This window comes from Eubacterium sp. BL-380-WT-2B, assembly GCF_009696115.1.
Lineage (GTDB): Bacteria > Bacillota > Clostridia > Eubacteriales > Eubacteriaceae > Eubacterium > Eubacterium callanderi.
Genome location: NZ_VUMP01000001.1, coordinates 482,787 through 500,646 on the forward strand (window position 1 = coordinate 482,787; position 17,860 = coordinate 500,646).

At 49.3% G+C, this 17,860-nt stretch carries 22 protein-coding genes; 21 read left to right on the forward strand and 1 reads right to left on the reverse strand.

Annotated elements, in window-relative coordinates; translation table 11 throughout:
* Positions 1-22 precede the first annotated feature (22 nt).
* The 8 genes from FYJ53_RS02300 (at position 23) to FYJ53_RS02330 (ending at position 6,181) form a co-directional block, all read left to right on the forward strand.
* Positions 23-784, forward strand: coding sequence for a terminase small subunit (locus tag FYJ53_RS02300; protein WP_243143928.1), 762 nt, complete (start codon positions 23-25; stop codon positions 782-784).
* Complete coding sequence (locus tag FYJ53_RS02305) at positions 756-2,042, forward strand: PBSX family phage terminase large subunit (RefSeq protein ID WP_154556930.1); 1,287 nt, start codon at positions 756-758, stop codon at positions 2,040-2,042. Before FYJ53_RS02300 ends, FYJ53_RS02305 begins: the two co-directional genes overlap by 29 nt.
* 13 nt (positions 2,043-2,055) lie before the next feature.
* Positions 2,056-2,214: a hypothetical protein gene (locus FYJ53_RS02310; protein WP_154556931.1), complete on the forward strand. Its 159-nt coding sequence runs from the start codon at positions 2,056-2,058 to the stop codon at positions 2,212-2,214.
* Between the two features lie 227 nt (positions 2,215-2,441).
* A complete protein-coding gene (locus FYJ53_RS02315; protein WP_243143929.1) occupies positions 2,442-3,845 on the forward strand; it encodes a phage portal protein in 1,404 nt (467 codons plus the stop codon).
* Entirely contained in the window at positions 3,832-5,409 is a 1,578-nt protein-coding gene (locus tag FYJ53_RS02320) for a minor capsid protein (protein WP_073383720.1), read from the forward strand. Before FYJ53_RS02315 ends, FYJ53_RS02320 begins: the two co-directional genes overlap by 14 nt.
* Positions 5,410-5,580, forward strand: coding sequence for a hypothetical protein (locus FYJ53_RS21085; protein ID WP_167495218.1), 171 nt, complete (start codon positions 5,410-5,412; stop codon positions 5,578-5,580).
* Positions 5,573-5,899, forward strand: a complete 327-nt coding sequence (locus FYJ53_RS02325) for a YjcQ family protein (RefSeq protein ID WP_073383717.1) — start codon at positions 5,573-5,575, stop codon at positions 5,897-5,899. The genes FYJ53_RS21085 and FYJ53_RS02325 overlap by 8 nt, the downstream gene beginning before the upstream one ends.
* 57 nt (positions 5,900-5,956) lie before the next feature.
* On the forward strand, positions 5,957-6,181 hold the full coding sequence (locus FYJ53_RS02330; protein WP_073383714.1) for a hypothetical protein: 225 nt from the start codon (positions 5,957-5,959) through the stop codon (positions 6,179-6,181).
* 18 nt (positions 6,182-6,199) lie between these two features.
* On the opposite strand, the gene FYJ53_RS02335 is transcribed toward FYJ53_RS02330, so the two are convergent.
* On the reverse strand, positions 6,200-6,391 hold the full coding sequence (locus tag FYJ53_RS02335) for a hypothetical protein (RefSeq protein WP_073383712.1): 192 nt from the start codon (positions 6,389-6,391) through the stop codon (positions 6,200-6,202).
* 226 nt (positions 6,392-6,617) lie between these two features.
* Here FYJ53_RS02335 and FYJ53_RS02340 point away from each other — a divergent pair, with 226 nt between their 5' ends.
* Genes FYJ53_RS02340 through FYJ53_RS02400 form a run of 13 tightly spaced genes read left to right on the forward strand, consistent with a single transcriptional unit; the run spans position 6,618 to position 17,847 of the window.
* Positions 6,618-7,250 carry a DUF4355 domain-containing protein gene (locus FYJ53_RS02340; protein WP_154556932.1) on the forward strand — a complete coding sequence of 211 codons (633 nt, stop codon included), beginning with the start codon at positions 6,618-6,620 and terminating at the stop codon, positions 7,248-7,250.
* A gap of 20 nt (positions 7,251-7,270) precedes the next feature.
* Positions 7,271-8,212, forward strand: a complete 942-nt coding sequence (locus FYJ53_RS02345) for a hypothetical protein (RefSeq protein WP_073383707.1) — start codon at positions 7,271-7,273, stop codon at positions 8,210-8,212.
* A gap of 15 nt (positions 8,213-8,227) precedes the next feature.
* Positions 8,228-8,467 carry a Rho termination factor N-terminal domain-containing protein gene (locus FYJ53_RS02350; protein WP_073383704.1) on the forward strand — a complete coding sequence of 80 codons (240 nt, stop codon included), beginning with the start codon at positions 8,228-8,230 and terminating at the stop codon, positions 8,465-8,467.
* Entirely contained in the window at positions 8,468-8,809 is a 342-nt protein-coding gene (locus FYJ53_RS02355; protein ID WP_154556933.1) for a phage head-tail connector protein, read from the forward strand.
* On the forward strand, positions 8,763-9,137 hold the full coding sequence (locus FYJ53_RS02360) for a hypothetical protein (RefSeq protein WP_073383699.1): 375 nt from the start codon (positions 8,763-8,765) through the stop codon (positions 9,135-9,137). The genes FYJ53_RS02355 and FYJ53_RS02360 overlap by 47 nt, the downstream gene beginning before the upstream one ends.
* Positions 9,134-9,631, forward strand: coding sequence for an HK97-gp10 family putative phage morphogenesis protein (locus FYJ53_RS02365; RefSeq protein WP_154556934.1), 498 nt, complete (start codon positions 9,134-9,136; stop codon positions 9,629-9,631). The genes FYJ53_RS02360 and FYJ53_RS02365 overlap by 4 nt, the downstream gene beginning before the upstream one ends.
* Complete coding sequence (locus tag FYJ53_RS02370; RefSeq protein ID WP_073383695.1) at positions 9,628-9,984, forward strand: hypothetical protein; 357 nt, start codon at positions 9,628-9,630, stop codon at positions 9,982-9,984. Before FYJ53_RS02365 ends, FYJ53_RS02370 begins: the two co-directional genes overlap by 4 nt.
* Positions 9,985-10,004: 20 nt before the next feature.
* On the forward strand, positions 10,005-10,430 hold the full coding sequence (locus FYJ53_RS02375) for a phage tail tube protein (protein WP_073383693.1): 426 nt from the start codon (positions 10,005-10,007) through the stop codon (positions 10,428-10,430).
* 14 nt (positions 10,431-10,444) lie between these two features.
* Positions 10,445-10,900: a DUF6096 family protein gene (locus tag FYJ53_RS02380; RefSeq protein WP_118518162.1), complete on the forward strand. Its 456-nt coding sequence runs from the start codon at positions 10,445-10,447 to the stop codon at positions 10,898-10,900.
* Between the two features lie 26 nt (positions 10,901-10,926).
* Positions 10,927-11,289 carry a hypothetical protein gene (locus FYJ53_RS02385; protein ID WP_073383690.1) on the forward strand — a complete coding sequence of 121 codons (363 nt, stop codon included), beginning with the start codon at positions 10,927-10,929 and terminating at the stop codon, positions 11,287-11,289.
* The gene (locus FYJ53_RS02390) at positions 11,286-14,525 is read left to right on the forward strand and encodes a hypothetical protein (RefSeq protein WP_154556935.1); all 3,240 of its coding nucleotides are present in this window, start codon (positions 11,286-11,288) and stop codon (positions 14,523-14,525) included. Before FYJ53_RS02385 ends, FYJ53_RS02390 begins: the two co-directional genes overlap by 4 nt.
* 10 nt (positions 14,526-14,535) lie before the next feature.
* Positions 14,536-14,892 carry a DUF6711 family protein gene (locus tag FYJ53_RS02395; RefSeq protein ID WP_073383684.1) on the forward strand — a complete coding sequence of 119 codons (357 nt, stop codon included), beginning with the start codon at positions 14,536-14,538 and terminating at the stop codon, positions 14,890-14,892.
* Between the two features lie 6 nt (positions 14,893-14,898).
* The gene (locus tag FYJ53_RS02400; protein ID WP_154556936.1) at positions 14,899-17,847 is read left to right on the forward strand and encodes a hypothetical protein; all 2,949 of its coding nucleotides are present in this window, start codon (positions 14,899-14,901) and stop codon (positions 17,845-17,847) included.
* Positions 17,848-17,860 lie beyond the last annotated feature (13 nt).

Here is a 17,860-nt window from a genome sequence, read left to right on the forward strand (position 1 = left end):
GTAAAAGAGAGAGGTGAGGTGGTTGCCGGACATAAGAGATTTAGCTTATCAGGATTATCTCGAGGGCATGAAATACAAAGATATCGCGAAAAAATATGGCGTCAGCCTGTCCGCTGTAAAGTCCTGGGCAGCCCGGTACTGGAAAAAAGGGAGTTGCAACCCTGCAACCAAAAAAGTTGCAACCAAAAGGAAAGACCAGAAAATTACCGCTGAAGAAGTTGAGCAGGTCCTGGGCAATAATGGTCTCACCGATAAACAGCGCCTGTTTTGCTTGTGTTATATTCGTTGTTTCAACGCAACGAAAGCAGCCATAAAAGCTGGGTACAGTGCAGAAACAGCCTACTCCATTGGCTTTGAGAACCTGAAAAAACCTGAAATCAAGGCAGAAATAAAACGCCTTAAGCAGAGCCGTCTGAACCGGGAGCTACTTTCCGAGGACGATCTGTTTCAAAAATATATGGACATCGCCTTTTCGGATATGACAGATTATGCGAGCTTTGGACCCGGCGGCGTTGTTTTAAAAGATTCCGGACAGGTAGACGGCACACTGATCACCGAGGTCAAGGAAGGAAAAGCCGGCGTGTCTGTGAAGCTGGCCGACCGGATGCAGGCGCTCAAGTGGCTGACGGAGCGCTACACAAGTTTTAATCCCGAGCAGCAGGCGCGGATCGACAAATATAAAGCCGAGACCGCCAAGGTAGAAGCCGAAAACAAAGAACGCGCCGGCGGCGACATTGGGGGTGTGGTGATTGTCAATGACATCCCAAAAACAGACACCGGTTAAACTGACATCCCTGATCGCGCCCTCTTTTCACGAGCTGCACTGGGATATTTTAGAGCACAAGCACACGCATTACAAACTGGCCGGGGGCCGCGGATCGACAAAGTCCTCGTTTATCAGCCTGGAAATCATTCTTGGAATGATGCAGGACCCGGAGGCGAACGCCATTGCGATGCGGAAAGTTGGCCGTTTTCTGGAAGAATCCGTCTTCGAGCAGCTGCGGTGGGCCATTGAGGGACTGGGCGTTTCCGACAAATGGAAAGTCCGGTTCTCGCCGCTGGGGCTATCCTATCTCCCATTTGGGAATAAGATCATTTTCCGTGGCGCCGATGATCCTCAAAAGATTAAATCTGTAAAACTTAAAAAAGGCTATTTTAAATACATTTGGTTTGAAGAACGATCCGAGTTTGACGGACCAGAGGAAGAAAGAACCATCCTCCAGTCCCTGATGCGCGGCGGTACCGACTATTATGTTTTTTATTCCTGGAACCCGCCAAAAAGCATCAACAGCTGGGTGAATCAGGACATTCTTCTGGAGCGGCCCGACACCATTGTGAGCCATACAGACTACCGGAGCGTCCCGAGGGATTGGCTTGGCGAACAATTTTTCATCGAGGCCGAGCATCTGCGGGACACAAAGCCAAAAGCCTACGAACACGAATATTTAGGCGTGGCCACCGGGACCGGAGGAGCCGTCTTTGAAAATGTCACCGTTCGCACCATTACCGATGAAGAGCTGTCCCGGTTTGACCGGATTAAAAACGGTCTGGACTTCGGCTATGGCGCAGACCCACTCGCCTATATCAAAATGCACTACAACAAGACGCGAAAACGTCTTTTTTTATTTGGTGAAATCTACGCCGTAAAGCTGGGGAATACCAAAGCCGCCCGGGAAATCCGTAAGCTAAACCCACTCAATCATTACATAACAGCCGATTCAGAAGAACCACGTGCCATTGCGGCACTCAATGAACTGGGGCTTCGTGTCATTGGCGCAAAGAAAGGCCCAGGGTCCGTGGATTATGGGATGGAGTTCCTGTCTGATGAACTGGAGGAGATTGTCATTGACCCGAAGCGCTGTCCCAATGCCGCCCGAGAGTTTACCAGCTACGAACTGGAGCAGGATAAAGACGGCAATTTCAAGGGCAGCTACCCAGACAAGAACAACCACACCATCGACGCTGTGCGGCATGGGATGGAAGACGCCATGACCAGAAGAAAGGCTAAGATAAAAAATAAGGCCCGTGCCGGGCTTAGATAGGAGATTTATAAAAATGCTGACAATATTATTTCAAAAATTAATGTTGATAAAAAAAGGACTCCAAGCCAGAAAAGGTGAAAAGGAGTCGAAACGCGTTCGGGCAGTTTCTAACGGTGTTCATGAAGCTCTTGCATCAGCCATTCGTGATATTGACGAAGCAAAGCAAGTGTAACGGACGTGGAAGCCTGAGAAGCCCCGGCAAATGCATCGTTTTGTGAGGCGGCGGCTTTTCCTGCAATTTCAGATAATTGATCCCGGATCAACTGTTTTTAAAAAAGCATCAAAGTTTTCCATTCTGTGCCCCCTTTCTTTCGTACTTATAACCCGTGATAGGCTATAAGTACATTATAGGGATGTGAAAGCGGAAAAACAAGCACAGAAAAGAGAGGAAGTGATATTATGCAGGTATTTACCATGCCCGCAGAAAAATTTGACGAACAAAATATTGATAAGCAGGCCATCCGGCATCTGATCCTCAAGCACCGGTCCGGTATTGAGCGCCTGCAGAAACTGGAGAACTACTACGAGGGCAGGCATCAGATACTGAGCGATATTGACCGCGAGAATAAACTGGTCTGTAATCACGCCAAAGACATTGCGGACACAGCCAGCGCTTACTTTATTGGCAATCCGGTCTCCTATAAAGCCGAGGCGGACATCACAAGGCTGACAGAAGCGCTGGAAAGCGCTGGATCGGATGAAGCCGATGGGGACAATGGTCTGGACCTGTCCATCTATGGCCGGGCCTATGAATACATCTATGCCAAAGAAGGCGAGACAGCGCTTCAAATCAAAAACCTCAGCCCTAAAAATACCTTCATGGTTTACGATGACAGCATTGAGCAGAATGAACTCTTTGCTGTTTATTATTATGCTAAAGTCGATTCTACTGACAAAGCCAATACCGTATATGTGGCAACCATTGTGACCCGAAATTTTAAATATATCATGGACATCCAGGACATCGAAGGCCCACAGGCGTTTACAGAAGACGCAAAGCCCCATTTTATGGACGCAGTCCCCATCATCGAATACCACAATAACAAGCTGGCCATTGGAGACTATGAGCTGCAAATCCCACTGATCGATGCCTACAACGCGCTCATGAGTGACCGCATCACTGACAAGGAACAGTTCATTGACGCGATCCTTGCCCTGTACGGCGCCCTGCTTTCAGATGAGGATGACGAAAAAGAGGGCGATGGAAAGGGAACCGAGGCAGCCAGAAAGCGGCTGAATCAGGAAAAATTGCTTGAACTGCCCGCCGATGCAAAAGCCGAGTATCTCACCCGCACTTTTGATGAGGCCGGCGTTGAAATCCTGAAGAAAGCCATCGAGCAGGACATCCACAAATTCAGCCACATCCCCTGTATGACAGACGAGAATTTCGGCGGCAACGTTTCCGGTGTGGCCATGGAGTTCAAGTTACTGGGCATGGAGAACATCACAAAGATCAAGACCCGGTGCTACAAAAAAGGCCTCCGGAAGCGGCTTCGTATTTTCGCCAACTTCCTCGGTAAAAAAGCCGTTTCAATCGATGTTTCAGGTGTTTCGCTGGTTTTCACACGAGCGATGCCTAAAAATTTACTGGAGATCAGCCAATACGTGGCAAACCTCTGGGGTAAGGTCAGTAAAAAGACGCTGCTGTCTCAGGTGCCCTTTGTCGATGATCCCGATGAAGAGCTTAAAGCTGTGCAGCAGGAAGAAAAAGAGAACCTCCAAAAGCAAAAGGAAATCTTCGGTAATGCGCCAAACACATCGCCAGAGATAGAGGGTAAGGACGAGGAAGATGGCGAAGCATAGGCTTTCCTACTGGGAGCAGCGGCAGGTTCAGAATATGTACCATTACATGGAAAAGGCTGAGGACGCCGCCGATCAGATCGCGAAGCTGTACCAAAAGGCTTCCGGATACATCAGCCATCAGGCAGACGCAATTTTCGATAAATATCAGACAAAGCACCGTCTGACTGAAGCAGAAGCTTACCGCCTGATTAATCAGCTGCAGGATAAGGCATCTCTGGATGAACTGCTTCAAAAGCTCAGGAATGGCGAGGATCATCAGAAAGAACTGCTTGCAAAACTGGAAGCGCCAGCCTATCAGGCCCGCCTTGAACGCCTGAAGCAGCTGCAAAACCAGATTGACCAGATCATGACCGAGGTATACGATCAGGTAAAACAGAAAAACCGCAGTCACTATGTGGACCTTGGGAATGAAGCCTACTACCGGGGCATCTTTGATCTCCAGCAGCAGGCAGAGGCAGCTTTTGGGTTTTCCTACATTTCCGCCAAGCAGATCGAGGCTGCCGTTAACCGGAAATGGTCTGGAAAAAACTATTCCGAACGCATCTGGAAAAATACCCGGCTGTTAGCACAGGAACTGAAGCAGGAGCTGCTCATCAACCTGGTCACTGGCCGCACGAACCGGGAAGTGGCCGAGATCATACAAAACAAGTTCGGTAAAGGCGCCAGCAAAGCAAGGCGCCTCGTCCGAACCGAGAGCAACTATCTGGCTACGGAATTGAATTTTAAAGCCTACGAGGAATGCGGCGTCGAGAAATACCAGTACCTGGCAACCCTCGACCTGCGCACCTCTGAAATATGCCGAGGTCTGGACGGTAAACTGTTTCTGGTAAAGGACCGCAAAGCTGGCGTGAACTGCCCGCCAATGCACCCCTGGTGCCGGTCAACAACCATTTCAGTGGTGGAAGAATCTTTGATCGCCAAAATGCAGCGCTCCGCCATCGACCCCGCCACGGGCAAACGCATCAAGGTGCCACGCTCCATGAACTATGAAAAATGGTACGACAAATACGTGAGGGGTAAGCCAGCGGTTGAACGGGAAGAAAAGAAATTGAAGAACCGGACAGCTGACCGTTCACAGCACCAAAAATACCGAAAGGTCCTTGCAGACGAAGTGCCTGAAAACCTGGATAAATTCCAGGAAATGAAGTATAATAATAGTGAGCGCTGGCAGTTTACAAAGCTGGATTACCAGCGACAGAATGAACTTGCGAAGCACCCAGAATTAAAATTGCCAAATGCTGAAAATGTTATTGTTCCAGACAAAAAGTTTTCACACTATTTGTTTGGAGGCGATCATCAAAAGGGGTTAGCGAAAGGAGCGGCGTTTACGTCAAGACTGGGTTACGACATTAACAACTGGTCAGAGCTTCAAAATGAAATCACCGAAAGGGCGGTGAAATATCCAGCGGTCTACAAGGACAATAATGGGTATGGCGATAGATACGAGCAAAAAATAGTGCTTTATGGGAATAAAGGTACACCTGCTAACGTTGTTGTTGGGTGGTTACTAAAACCAGATGGCTCTGTCTCAATGTCAAGCGCATACATCAAGGAGGTAAAGTAAATGGAAATCAAGGAATTTGATACTGTACTTTTGAAAGACGGAAGAAAAGCCGACATTATGGAAGCCTTTGACAATAAAGTTTTTATTGCAGACGTCGGCAGTTCTCCAAAGGATTGGGAAACGATCGACATCACCATCGACGATATTAAAGAGGTGATCCCGAATGGATAACTTCACCATCATCTACAAAATCCTAAAGGCTTTAGAAGCAGCCATGGACTTTGAGGCTTTCGATGTTTCTAAGATATCCCATGAGCGCCTTGGCATCTCCTATGAGCGCTGGGAAAAGATTTTAATTATGTTAACAAAGTCCGGATACATCGAGGGCGTTTTTTATGATCAGTGTGCTTCAGATTACAGTCCAAAAATTGAACAGCCCATACAGCCGGTCATCACGCTAAAAGGACTTGAATATCTGGCTGATAATACGTTGATGAAAAAAGCTGCCAACATTTTAAAAGGCATTAAGGAAACCATACCGGAATTATAACCGCTGAATAAACTTCAGTGGTTTTTTTATACCCAAAATCAGGAAAGGTGATGAAAAATGGCAAGACCAAAAATAAGAATTAAAACAGCAGGCATAAAGGCCAAGATTTTTATTGATGGCGTAGAAATTAAGGGAGTTCGCGGATACCAATTAAAGCACACAGCGGGAGGCTTACCCATTTTGGAAGTAGATTTAAAAGCAGTCGACTTAGAAATTGATGGGGATATTATCCCAACATTGCCAGAGATTTATAAAGGTTTTTATGAAAAAAGAGCCGATTAACGGCCCTGGGTGCATTTGTCAAATCGAATCTGGAGCAGAACTGTAAATAGGGCATTGAATATTGCACTTATTTCCATACATATTGTAAGCGCAATCGAACGTGCCTTTTTCATGTTCTTGGGCATCAAAGGTAGACGTATCAATATACTTGACAATAATTTGATAGTCTTTCTTTTGGGTTGGGCAAAAGCCAGAGAATATCTTGTCCATTGTAGAGTCTCCTTTCAAACGTATTTCGATGTGTAGACCGATAATATAATTATAAGGGATTCTAAGCGAACTTTCAACAAGGCAAGTGGAAAGGTAGGTGATCCGTTTATCTCCCGTAAGGCGCAGAGTAACGCGCCTTTTTTCATGCTCCGAAACGAGGGTAAACTATGAAATTTAAGTGCAATGGCTTGGGCTTTGAACGAGCCGGGGCAGAAAGGAAGTACGAATGAAATACCCAAACGATGAACGGATTCCCATGAATCTGCAGCTTTTCGCTGAGGACGCCGCCGACAATGGAGGGGGTGGAGAAAGTGAAAGCACAAACGATCACATGGCCGGCGCAGAAGACGCGCCAGAAAATAAACAGCAGGAGGAACCGCCCAAAACCTTTGATGACATTTTAGGCAATAAGGACTACCAGGCCGAGTTTGACCGAAGGGTACAGAAAGCCCTGGAGACGCAGCGCTCTAAGCTAGAGGTGCTCTTTGATGAAAAGGCCACCGAGGCCGAGAAACTGGCAAAAATGACTGAAAAGGAAAAGGCGCAGTACCTGCAGCAGAAAAAAGAAAAAGAGATGGCTGACCGAGAAGCCGCGATCACAAAACGCGAGCTGGCAGCAGAGGCAAAGAACACCCTGGCTGAGAAAAAGCTACCGGTTAGTCTGGCAGAGGTGCTCAATTATTCGGACGCCGATGCCTGCAAACAATCCATTGAAGCCGTTGAAAAAGCATTTAAAGAGGCTGTCGAGGCCTCTGTGGAAGAACGGCTCAAAGGCGATAAACCACTGAAAAAAGCCCCGTCACAGGACGACACAGACCTGGCGAAACAGGTTGAAAACTTGATGATGGGAAAAGTATAAATTGAAAGGAAAGATAAATTATGGCAATTAACACATTAGCAACCGCAACACTTTTCCAGAACACACTGGATAAGGTCGCCATCCAGGATGCCGTGACGGGCTGGATGGACGCCAACGCCGGCCAGGTCATTTACAATGGCGGCGCAGAAGTCAAGATTCCAAAAATGTCTGTACAGGGCATGGGGGACTATGACCGGGATAACGGTTATGTGCAGGGCGGGGTAACCCTCACCTACGAAACCAGGACCATGACACAGGACCGTGGCCGCAAGTTCCAGCTGGACCCCATGGATATCAACGAAAACAACTTTGTCACCACAGCCGCAGCGGTGATGGGTGAATTCCAGCGGATGCACGTGGTTCCGGAAATTGACGCCTACCGTATTTCCAAAATCGCATCTGAAACCATCACGGCGGACAAAGCAGGGATGATTGACTACGGATACACTCCCGGCGCAGCGAACACCTCCGCACTGAGAAAGGTAAAAGAAGGCATTAAGGCCGTCCGTGAAGCCGGTTATAATGGCCCGTTGGTGATTCATGCGACACCAGGTTTCATCCTGGAACTGGAGATTGAGCTGGCCGGAAAGATTATGGCCGTCACCTTTTCCAAGGGCGGTATTAATACCCAGGTGCCCTCCATTGACGGCGTACCGATTATCGCGACACCAGCCAACCGGATGTACTCTGCAATCACCATCAATGACGGCACCACCTCTGGACAGGAAGCGGGCGGCTACGCAAAGGGAACGAAAGCGCTGGATCTGAACTTTGTGATCCTGCCAACAGCGACTCCGATCGCCATTACCAAACAGGATATCATGCGTATCTTCGACCCGACCATCAATCAGAAGCTCAACGCCTGGCAGATGGACTACCGCCGTTTCCATGATATCTGGGTACTGGATAATAAACTGGACTCCATCTACCTGAGCATTAAAGACGCCAAGCCGTCCGTGTGATGGGGGGGATGAGCCATGAGACTGATTCGAAAGAACGTTGAGCGTGTCGCCGTTACAGAAGCTCAGATTGAAAAACTGAAAGCCCAGGGATTCCGGCCGATTGGCGGGGATGCCGCAGAGGCTGACCAGGCAGACGTAGACATCAACACAAAAACAGTGGCGGAATTAAAAGCCATTGCCAAAGAAAAAGAGATTGAAGGCTACTCAAGTCTGACGAAAGAGGAACTCCTGGCAGTCCTGAAAGGTGTGGTTTAGTTGACAGAGGCAGAAAAGATTAAGCTGCTGACAGGTGAGAGTGATGAAAATTTAATTACCGTCGTCCTGGAAGACGCAGAATCTTTTGTTCTCGGCTACACCAACCGGTCAAAACTGATTCCAGCATTGAAAAAGCCCGTGCGGGACTTGGCGGTGATCGCGCTGAACCGGATGGGCACAGAGGGTGAAACAGGCCGAAGTGAGGGCGGTGAGCGCTACAGCTTTGACACTGCCCCAAAGCATATATACGCTATTTTAAACCAATACCGTCTGGTCCGGGTGGGAGGAAAGGTCTATGAAAATCAAACGCAGTCGTCTGAAGACATACCATCACCGGCGTAAAAGCCTGAAAAAAGACAGCGAGGGCAATACCTACACCGATTATGGCGCGGCGACTTCTTTTACAGCCGAACTCTGGCCGGGCAGCGGCAAGCTACAGGCAGAGCTGTACGGTGAGCGCCTGTCCAATATCCGGAACCTGCGGCTTGAAGGCCCTTACACCATCACGGCGGATTCAAAAGATGTGGTGCACTATGTTTTTGAGGACGGACCGGATATTGTGGAAGGGGACGGCCTTTGCCTGGATGTTGGCCCGGACCGCCCGCCAGATTACAAAATTATCGCCGTGAAACCCTACAAAATTTTGCGGTTGGAGGCGGAAAAGATATGATTCTGGGGGCGTTAGAGCTTGAAAAGAAGCTGAGGACACTGTCTGAAATGGAGCTGCGGCAAGGCATTGAAAAAGGGATTTCCCTTGTCCAGGAGGACGCAAAGGCCAATTGCCCGGTGCACGACGGCGAACTGAGAGAAAGTATCTTTACAGCGGTAGAAAACAAAGACGGCAAGATTCGAGGGACCTGCTACACCAACAAACAATATGCGCCCTATGTCGAGTTCGGCACCGGCCCCAAAGGCCAGGCCGATCATGACGGCATCTCCCCGGATGTCGCAATGTCCTACAGTCAAACCGGCTGGTGGATTCACGAAAGCCAGATCGGGCGGGATGTTGCTGAGCGTTATCGCTTTTTCCATATCGACACGGAAAACGGGCGCTTTTATAAGTGCTACGGCCAGGCGGCCCAGCCTTTTATGTACCCGGCGCTGAAGAACAATGAAGACGCCATTTTAGCGATCATCGCGCGATTTGCAAAGGAGCAGCTATGAAAAATGTAAAAGACCAGGTTTACGCGGCGCTGGATGCCGCTTTTGACAATGTGTCCGACCAGTACCCAAAGGACTGGGCGGACTTCCCAGTGATCCAGTACATTGAGGAAGACAACAAGGTTTATGAAAAAACCGACAAAGAAGATAAGGCGTATGTGCGCTATAAAGTAGATATCTGGCACAACCGGTCCACCTCTCCGGAGGCGATCAAAGTGGATAAAGCACTGGCGGCCCTTGGACTGGTCCGGACCTTGTGCCAGGATACCCCGGACCCATCGGGGCTAAAGCATAAAGTCATGCGCTATGAGGCCATCATCGACATGGAGAGTGACGATGTTTACTGGCCGAATTAAATGAAAAGGAGTGTGAAAACATGTTAGCAAACGGAGCAAAACTAGGCTTCAAGAAAAAGGGCGGCGCTACCTATACCGACCTGCCCGGCTTGAAAGAAATCCCGGAAATGGGCGTTGAACCCGAAAAGGTCGAAAATACCTGTCTGACAGACGCCAATAAGATGTATGAACAGGGCATTGGCGACCTTCCGGAAATGACTTATAAATTCAAATATGATAACACAAAAGCCGATTCGCCTTACCGAGTCATGCGTGAGGCGCAGGCCGCTGGGGAGGTGCTGAGCTTTCAGGAAACCCTGAAAGATGGCACGGCCACTGCCTACGATGCCCAGGTGTCGGTGAAACGCACAGGCGGCGGCGTGAACGGCGTCATCGAATTTGAGTTAACCATGATGGTGCAGAGCGATTTGAAATTTACCGACCCCACAAGCGGGGCAGGAAGTTAATAAAGGAGTAAGCAATGAGTGATTTATACGGATTAGATAACGAAATGAACATTGAAGCATCAAATACTGGTTTTGAGGAAGTTAAACAGGAACCGGAAAAGCCAAAGCGGAAGCCCTTTCATTATTGGCGGGTAAGCGGCAAAGACTACAAGCTGAAGCTGACCACGGCCATGATCGGGAGGCTGGAAAGCAAATACCGCACCAACATGCTGACCCTGGTTTCAGATGGCGGTATCCCGCCACTTTCCATCATGTTGACCATTATCCAGGCAGCCATTGCGCCCTGGGAACACGGGATTGCTTATCAGGATGTCCAAAAGCTGTATGATCGATGGCTGGAGGAGGGCGGCAATCAGATGGAACTCTTTACCGAGGTACTCATGCCGACTCTGGCGGTTTCCGGTTTTTTTACCGAAAAACAGGCAGCGTCCATGATGGAAAACCTGAAAGATGTGGACGAGCTGCTGTAAGGACCCTGTCTGACCAGCTGTCAAAATTGTACACACTGGCCCTGGACTGCGGGATTTCACCGGCTGATTTCTGGAACGCCTCGCCCATGGAAATCTGTGATTTGATGGAAAGCCATCGCCGTATTGAACGGCAGCAGGCCAAACAGCGGATCAACCAGGATTTCATTATGGCAGAGGTCAACGCCCGCTATCTGGCCATGGCCATGGACGGAAAGGGTGAGATTCCGAAAGTATGGGAGTATTACCCTGAGCTGTACGCCGACGAAAAAACGCAGTATGAGACCCGAATGGCCGCAGATGCGATGGAAGATTACAAAGCGCGGCGCCTGGACTATGTCCGGGAATTTAACCGTCGAAGAAAAAAGCAGAAAGGAGGTGAACCCGAATGAGTGAAGTGCTTGAAAAGCTGCAGGTGGTCATTGAGGGCAGCACAGCCCAGTATAAAAAAGCGCTTAAAGAGGCGCTCTCTGAAACAGAGAAGACCACGAAAGCCATCAATCAGGCGACAGAAGCGGTCAAGAGCCCGTTAAAGGGCATCACAAGCGATCCGTCTCTTGGTAAGCTGAAGCAGGTACAAAACGTGCTGAAGCAGATTAAAGCCAGCATCGGCGATAAAATCAAGGACTTTCAAGTAGACTCAGGTATCAAAACCTACACCGATGAATACAAGGCCCTTCAGGCCGACGTCGACCGGGCAGAAAAGGCGCTGGAACGCCTGAACCAGAAGCAGCGTGATTTAAAGGCAGAAGGCGCAGACCGACAGCTGTCTGAGAAATATCAGAAGCTGAGCGCTGCGGCCGAAAAAGCGGAGAAGACACTGGCTGCGCTTCAGGCCCGTCAAAAGGTCCTGGAAGCCTCAGGGAAAGGCGCTAAGCCAACAGAAGGATACGCAAGCCTTGCGAAGCAGATGGAAGCCGCTAAAAGCCGTCTGAGTGGCCTGGAGGATACCCAGAGCAACTGGAAATCCATGGGATTGCCCGACAGTGCAGTGCCGAAAAGCTTTCAGGAAGAAGTAAGGGAAGCCGAGCAGGCGATCCGGCACCTTCAGGCGCGGATGGAAGCCCTTCAAAAGGAGGGTGGCGCGTTTAACACGACTAAGGAGATGCAGAACCTCAGCAGCCGGATTCAGGAGGCCAGAGAAAAGCTAAGCCAGTATAATACAGAAATGAAGCGGATGCAGGCTTCTGGGAAGGACGTTGGCAGTAATGCCTGGAATAACCTTCAATCTGAGATCAGCCGGACCGAGCAGCGGATCAACAGCGCAACACGGTCTATGCAGCGCTTGAAAGCGAGTGGCGAGGGCCTCCAGTTTGCCGGACTTCGCAACGCAGCTTCCAATATTGTTGCAAAAATAGGCGGCATGAAAGCCGCTTTTGACCGGGTGACGCCATCAATTAAGCGGGCTGGCGGAGCCTTTGCCGCGCTCATTCAGCGGTTTATCACAGGCATTCCAGGCGTCCGGCGCCTGACAAGTGCCATGAACGGGATGGGGAGCAGCGGCCATCGTTTAGGCGGCATCCTCGGAACACTCGGCATGACCGCAAAGTTTATGCTTGCCAGCTTCCTGATCCGCGGTGCCCTTGAGGGGGCCAAACAGGGGATGCAGAACCTGGCACAGTACAGCAGCGCGACGAACGCCAGCCTCTCTATGCTGATGTCCAGCCTGACGCAGCTCAAAAACAGTCTGGCAACAGCCTTTGCACCGATCTTAAATGTGGTAGCCCCCATCTTAAATGTCCTGATTCAGAAAATTTCCCAGGCGGTCACGGCTGCCGGGATGCTGATTGCACGCTTAACGGGTCAAAGCACGTTCATCCGGGCGAAAAAAGTCCAACAGGATTACGCTGCGAGTTTAGATAAACAGACCAGCAGTGCCGATAAAGCCGATGCGGCAAATCGGAAGCTGCAACGGACCCTTTTAGGTTTTGATGAGATTAATAAGCTGGATGACCACAGCGACGCTACCAGCAGCGCGGACACCCCGGGTTCCAGTGACATCGGCGGGATTTCGCCAGGCGATATGTTTGAAGAAGTTTCAATCCCGCAGCAAATTCAGGATTTTGCGCAAAAGATTAAAGATGCCTGGGCCGCCGCGGACTTTACCGAAATCGGCGCCACTGTTGGCAATAAGCTGAATGCAGCGCTCGCCAGCATTCCATGGAACCAGATCAAAGAGACGACCGCGCGCATTGCCAAAAGCATCGCCACCTTCTTGAACGGCTTTATCGAAGCGACCGACTGGCGTTTAGTTGGGGCAACCCTGGCAGAAGGCTTTAACACGGCCTTTATGTTTTTGGGGACGTTTGTCGAGAATTTTCATTGGGCTTCATTGGGACAAGCGATCGCCGACGGAATCAACGGCATCGCATCAACCGTCGACTGGGCTTATGTTGGGCAAACACTTTCCAATGGCGCAAAAGGGCTTTTGGAGATGTTAATTACAGCTGTCCAGCGGATTGACTGGTGGCAGCTTGGTGAATCGGTACGAACTTTTCTGATGAACATTGACTGGGCTGGAATTGTGAGAGGACTGTTTGAGTTGTTAGGCTCATTATTAGGCGGATTAGCAGCCTTTCTATTCGGACTGATCGGTGATGCTTTTTCTGGGATTGGTCCTTACTTTGAAGAAAAAATTGCAGAATGCGGCGGTAGTGTCGGATTAGGTTTTTTAAGAGGCATTACGGACGCAATTGGCAATATCCTTATTTGGATATGGGACAATATAGCGTGGCCTTTTCTTTCAGGTATTATGAGCGCCTTTGGCATTCACAGCCCTTCCACCGTAATGATGGAAATCGGCGGGAATCTTATTGCCGGCTTTTTTCAGGGAATCCTCGACAGCATTGGCTCCGTGCTCGCATGGTTTGCTGACCTGCCGAACAAAGTTCGGGAGGTGTTGGGGAACGCAAAAGAGTGGGTGTTTGAAAAAGGTAAAGACGTTGTTGAAGGTTTGAAAAACGGCTACGAGAGCGTCAAAGAAAGCCGCTTTTTATCGGGTTTACGGAACGCCAAAAATGAAGTCTTTAACGCGATTGGCGATATTGTGAATACCTGCCAGGAAAAAGGGATTGACATTGTCACCGCCATAAAGACCGGATATGAAAATCATAAAGATGAGATACGGTGGGCCGTGTCAGGCGTATCGGATTTGATTACCAGTGGTATTGGTAATTTATGGGATATTGGCAGAAGCGCCATTCGCTCTTTTGCGGATGGATTCTCTTCATTCCACATTCCAACGCCACGCATTGACTGGAACTGGCGTGACGTAAAACTCGGGAACCTGTCCATTCCGATTCCGGATTTTCACGTAGGATGGTATGCCAAAGGCGGATCCCCAGGTATGGGAGAAATGTTTATTGCCCGTGAAAATGGTCCGGAGCTGGTGGGACGAATGGGGAACCGAAATGTGGTTGCGAATAACAGCCAGATCGTCGAAGGGATCAAAGAAGGCGTTAAGGAAGCAGTGGTTGAGGCTGCCATGTTTTTTACAGGAAGTGGGCAAAACGACCTGCAGCCTGTCATTGAACTCACGATTATCGCGGATACAGAGACGCTTTATCGAACAGTGCGTCGCGGGGAAGAAAAAGCAGACCGTCGTTATTCCGCTACGGTTAAGATTTAGGAGGAAGGCAATGGCAATGATTGAAGTGAATGGGGTCCCAGTCAAGGACCCCGCTGTTTTTGAATGGGGATTACAGGATGTTTCAAGTTCTGATGCCGGGCGCACGGAGGATACCCTCATGCACAAAAACCGGATCGCTCAAAAAAGAAAAATTAAACTCGCCTGGAATAATCCAACACCCGAAGAAACCGCAGCGATCCTCCAGGCTTTTAACGCAGAATATTTTTATGTGACCTATCCGGACGCTTTGAGTGGCCAGCGTGAACGCCGGGAATTTTACGCCGGCGACCGCTCCGCACCCATGCGCAACTGGGCAACCCAGTACAAACGCTATACACAAGTGGCGTTTGACATTATCGAGAGGTGATAAGCGATGATTCATACAAGTAATGCCTTTAAAGACGCGCTGCTTGAAAACAGCCATTGTGTGGCCAAAGCGACGATCCTTTTAAAAAACGGTGAAACCCTTCAAGTCGATCAAACCGATATTTTTCAGGAAGGTGTCAAGATTGATGATGGCACGAGCAGTACCAGCACTTTTGATGTTGGTGCAGCGGTCATCGGGAAGTTAACGCTATCCCTAAACAACATCAAGGATACCTTTTCAAATGTTGATTTTACTGATGCTGTGATTACTGTGTGGGTTGGAAAGTCCCTTGGAAATACAATGGAATGGCTTAAGAAGGGCGTCTATAACGCAGACGACCCGCAAGCCAGCGCCAGTATTTTATCCATTGAAGCCCTTGATAACATGGAGAAATTTGACCGTAACTATGATGGGAGCCTGACCTTTCCTGCAACGATGCAGTCGATTGTGCGGCACGCTTGTAACCAATGTGGCGTGATTCTTGGGACCAATACCTTTGATTTTGACACCTATGTTATCCAGAAAAACCCCTTTAAAAGTAACGAGCAGGTAACGTGGCGGGAAATTTTATCCCACTGTGCGCAGATTGCGGGGTGCTATGCCCGGTGTAACACGGATGGGCAACTGGAACTGAAGTGGTATGACCAGACAGTTTTTGAAAGCAATGGTTTGGACGGTGGTTGTTTTGATAACGGTGCCCCGGACTATCAAAGCGGTGACTGTGCAGACGGCGGAAACTTTGCAGATTATGCCAGCGGCAGTGCGGTTGATGGTGGGGAATTTGATCAAAGCGCCTGGACGAACTGCCATCATATCTATGCGTTGTCGGGACTGAAGGTTGCCACCGACGATGTTGTGATTACCGGAATCCGGGTAACGGCTTCAGATGAGGTAAAGCGTGGCACCGAAACATTAAAAGGGGAAACGGTCCTTTATGGGCGTGTGGGCTATGTTCTGGAGATTACAGGCAACCCCTTGATTTGCTATGGTCAGGCGGAAACCGTCGCGGCGCATTTGGGCAAGAAAATGGTCGGCATGCGCTTTCGTAAGATGTCCGCCTCTTGTCTGGGTGATCCATCCATTGAAGCCGGAGATGCTGCGTATGTGACAGACCGTAAAGGAAATACGTATTCGTGCTATATTACCAATCTGACCTATACGATCGGCAGTTACGAGCGCATCTCAACCGACGCAGAAACGCCCAGCCGCAACACCTCAAAGCGCTATTCCGAAATCACGAAGGCCCTTGTTGAGGCCGACCGTAACACGGAAGCGAAACTTTCGGCATACGACCAATACGTCACGCAGATGAATCAACTGGCCATGAACGCCATGGGCTATTATCAAACGGTTGAAACCTTAGAGGACGGCAGCCGGATAACCTATATGCATGATAAACCCAAACTGGCTGAGAGTATGGTGGTTTATAAAATCACTGCCGATGGTTTTTTTATCTCCCAAGACGGTGGCAAGACCTACTCAGCAGGCATTGATAAAAACGCGAATGCGGTGGTTAATGTGCTCGCTGCGGTGGGGATCAATGCCGACTGGATTAATGCAGGCGAGCTGGTGGTCAAGGATAAACAGGGACGCGAAATGTTTTATGCGTCCATGGAAACCGGGGCTGTGCGCATCAATGCCGAGCGCTTGTCAATCGGAAGCAATCCGGTGGCAATGCCTGAACAAATAGAGATTGCCACCAGCTTTTACCTGCAAATGAATGACTATTTTGGGATTCCGACAAAAGCAGATGGAACTGGCGACTATACGGAGTGTGAAACAACGGTGAAGGCGATGTTTGGTTCCCAGGATGTGAGCGACGCAGCGGCGTATTCGGTTTTAGCCGATTCGTCAGTGACGGGCACTTGGGACGCATCGGCCCACAGATATAAAGTGACAAATTTAACAGGTGAAACCGGAAAAGTGACCTTTACGGTAACCTATCAAAACCGAAAAGCAACCGGTGTTTTTCAGGTTTCAAAAAATAAGGCGGGCGCCGACGGCGTCGTGTATGTTGTAACCCCAAGCGCCCAGACCGTCACGGTTACCGACGAAGGGCTAACACCCGGAAGTGTCACTTTTCGTTGTGCAAAACGCACCAATTTGGATGAAACGGTTCAGGCTGCCGCATGGTTATTGGAGAAAACAACGGACGGCATCGCATGGGAGGTCGTTGACTATGACCAGGAAGTCACTGGATATACGAAAACCTACACATTAGAGGACCAAACGTGGACAGGCATCCGCGTAACGGCGGCACCCTCATTTTGGCAAGGGGGTTTCCCCAGGCAAGGACTTTACGCCAGAACGATCGTTTCGATGATTAAGGATGCGACGGCTTTGACCCAAGAAGAGGTTTTTAATAAATTGACCAATAACGGTGAATGGCAAGGTCTGTACTCCGATAGTAGTGGCAACTTATATTTCAATGCATCATATATTAAAACTGGGATGTTAAGCGCGGATTTGATCCAAGGAGGCACGCTTCAAGCGGGAAATAAAAATAACGAAGCGGGTCAAATCTGGGTTTATAACGACTCGGGAGCTGTCGTTGCCACACTTGACAAGGATGGGCTCATCGCGTCAAAAGGAAAATTCAAAGAAGGCTGCGAATTTCTTGGAAAATTGGTTTCTGGCTACAGCACGATGGGACAGATTATGATTGAAGGCGGCACAATCTACGGCTATTTTGCCGGAAAGCAGCGTGGACTGATTGATTGTGCGGCATCCATCACCTATCAAGGCACCAATTACAGGGGATTCCAGATAAAAACAGAGTTTCTTGACATAAAAGCAGAGCGGTTAGCGACGATGGCCGGGCAGTCCGGCGTCAGCAATATGTGCGGCAGTGGATCGATGTCTGTCATCACAAATATTGTGGAGTTACAGGGAGCGCTTCGCTGGGAAAAATCAACATATTATTTTATAAACGGTCTGCTTTGTTCAGCGCTATAAGCCAGTGGGAGGA

Coding starts and splice junctions, on each gene's coding strand:
- FYJ53_RS02305 (WP_154556930.1), top strand. CDS start 756: ATGACATCCCAAAAACAGACACCGGTTAAACTGACATCCCTGATCGCG.
- FYJ53_RS02310 (WP_154556931.1), top strand. CDS start 2,056: ATGCTGACAATATTATTTCAAAAATTAATGTTGATAAAAAAAGGACTC.
- FYJ53_RS02315 (WP_243143929.1), top strand. CDS start 2,442: ATGCAGGTATTTACCATGCCCGCAGAAAAATTTGACGAACAAAATATT.
- FYJ53_RS02320 (WP_073383720.1), top strand. CDS start 3,832: ATGGCGAAGCATAGGCTTTCCTACTGGGAGCAGCGGCAGGTTCAGAAT.
- FYJ53_RS21085 (WP_167495218.1), top strand. CDS start 5,410: ATGGAAATCAAGGAATTTGATACTGTACTTTTGAAAGACGGAAGAAAA.
- FYJ53_RS02325 (WP_073383717.1), top strand. CDS start 5,573: ATGGATAACTTCACCATCATCTACAAAATCCTAAAGGCTTTAGAAGCA.
- FYJ53_RS02330 (WP_073383714.1), top strand. CDS start 5,957: ATGGCAAGACCAAAAATAAGAATTAAAACAGCAGGCATAAAGGCCAAG.
- FYJ53_RS02335 (WP_073383712.1), bottom strand. CDS start 6,391: ATGGACAAGATATTCTCTGGCTTTTGCCCAACCCAAAAGAAAGACTAT.
- FYJ53_RS02340 (WP_154556932.1), top strand. CDS start 6,618: ATGAAATACCCAAACGATGAACGGATTCCCATGAATCTGCAGCTTTTC.
- FYJ53_RS02345 (WP_073383707.1), top strand. CDS start 7,271: ATGGCAATTAACACATTAGCAACCGCAACACTTTTCCAGAACACACTG.
- FYJ53_RS02350 (WP_073383704.1), top strand. CDS start 8,228: ATGAGACTGATTCGAAAGAACGTTGAGCGTGTCGCCGTTACAGAAGCT.
- FYJ53_RS02360 (WP_073383699.1), top strand. CDS start 8,763: ATGAAAATCAAACGCAGTCGTCTGAAGACATACCATCACCGGCGTAAA.
- FYJ53_RS02365 (WP_154556934.1), top strand. CDS start 9,134: ATGATTCTGGGGGCGTTAGAGCTTGAAAAGAAGCTGAGGACACTGTCT.
- FYJ53_RS02370 (WP_073383695.1), top strand. CDS start 9,628: ATGAAAAATGTAAAAGACCAGGTTTACGCGGCGCTGGATGCCGCTTTT.
- FYJ53_RS02375 (WP_073383693.1), top strand. CDS start 10,005: ATGTTAGCAAACGGAGCAAAACTAGGCTTCAAGAAAAAGGGCGGCGCT.
- FYJ53_RS02380 (WP_118518162.1), top strand. CDS start 10,445: ATGAGTGATTTATACGGATTAGATAACGAAATGAACATTGAAGCATCA.
- FYJ53_RS02390 (WP_154556935.1), top strand. CDS start 11,286: ATGAGTGAAGTGCTTGAAAAGCTGCAGGTGGTCATTGAGGGCAGCACA.
- FYJ53_RS02395 (WP_073383684.1), top strand. CDS start 14,536: ATGGCAATGATTGAAGTGAATGGGGTCCCAGTCAAGGACCCCGCTGTT.
- FYJ53_RS02400 (WP_154556936.1), top strand. CDS start 14,899: ATGATTCATACAAGTAATGCCTTTAAAGACGCGCTGCTTGAAAACAGC.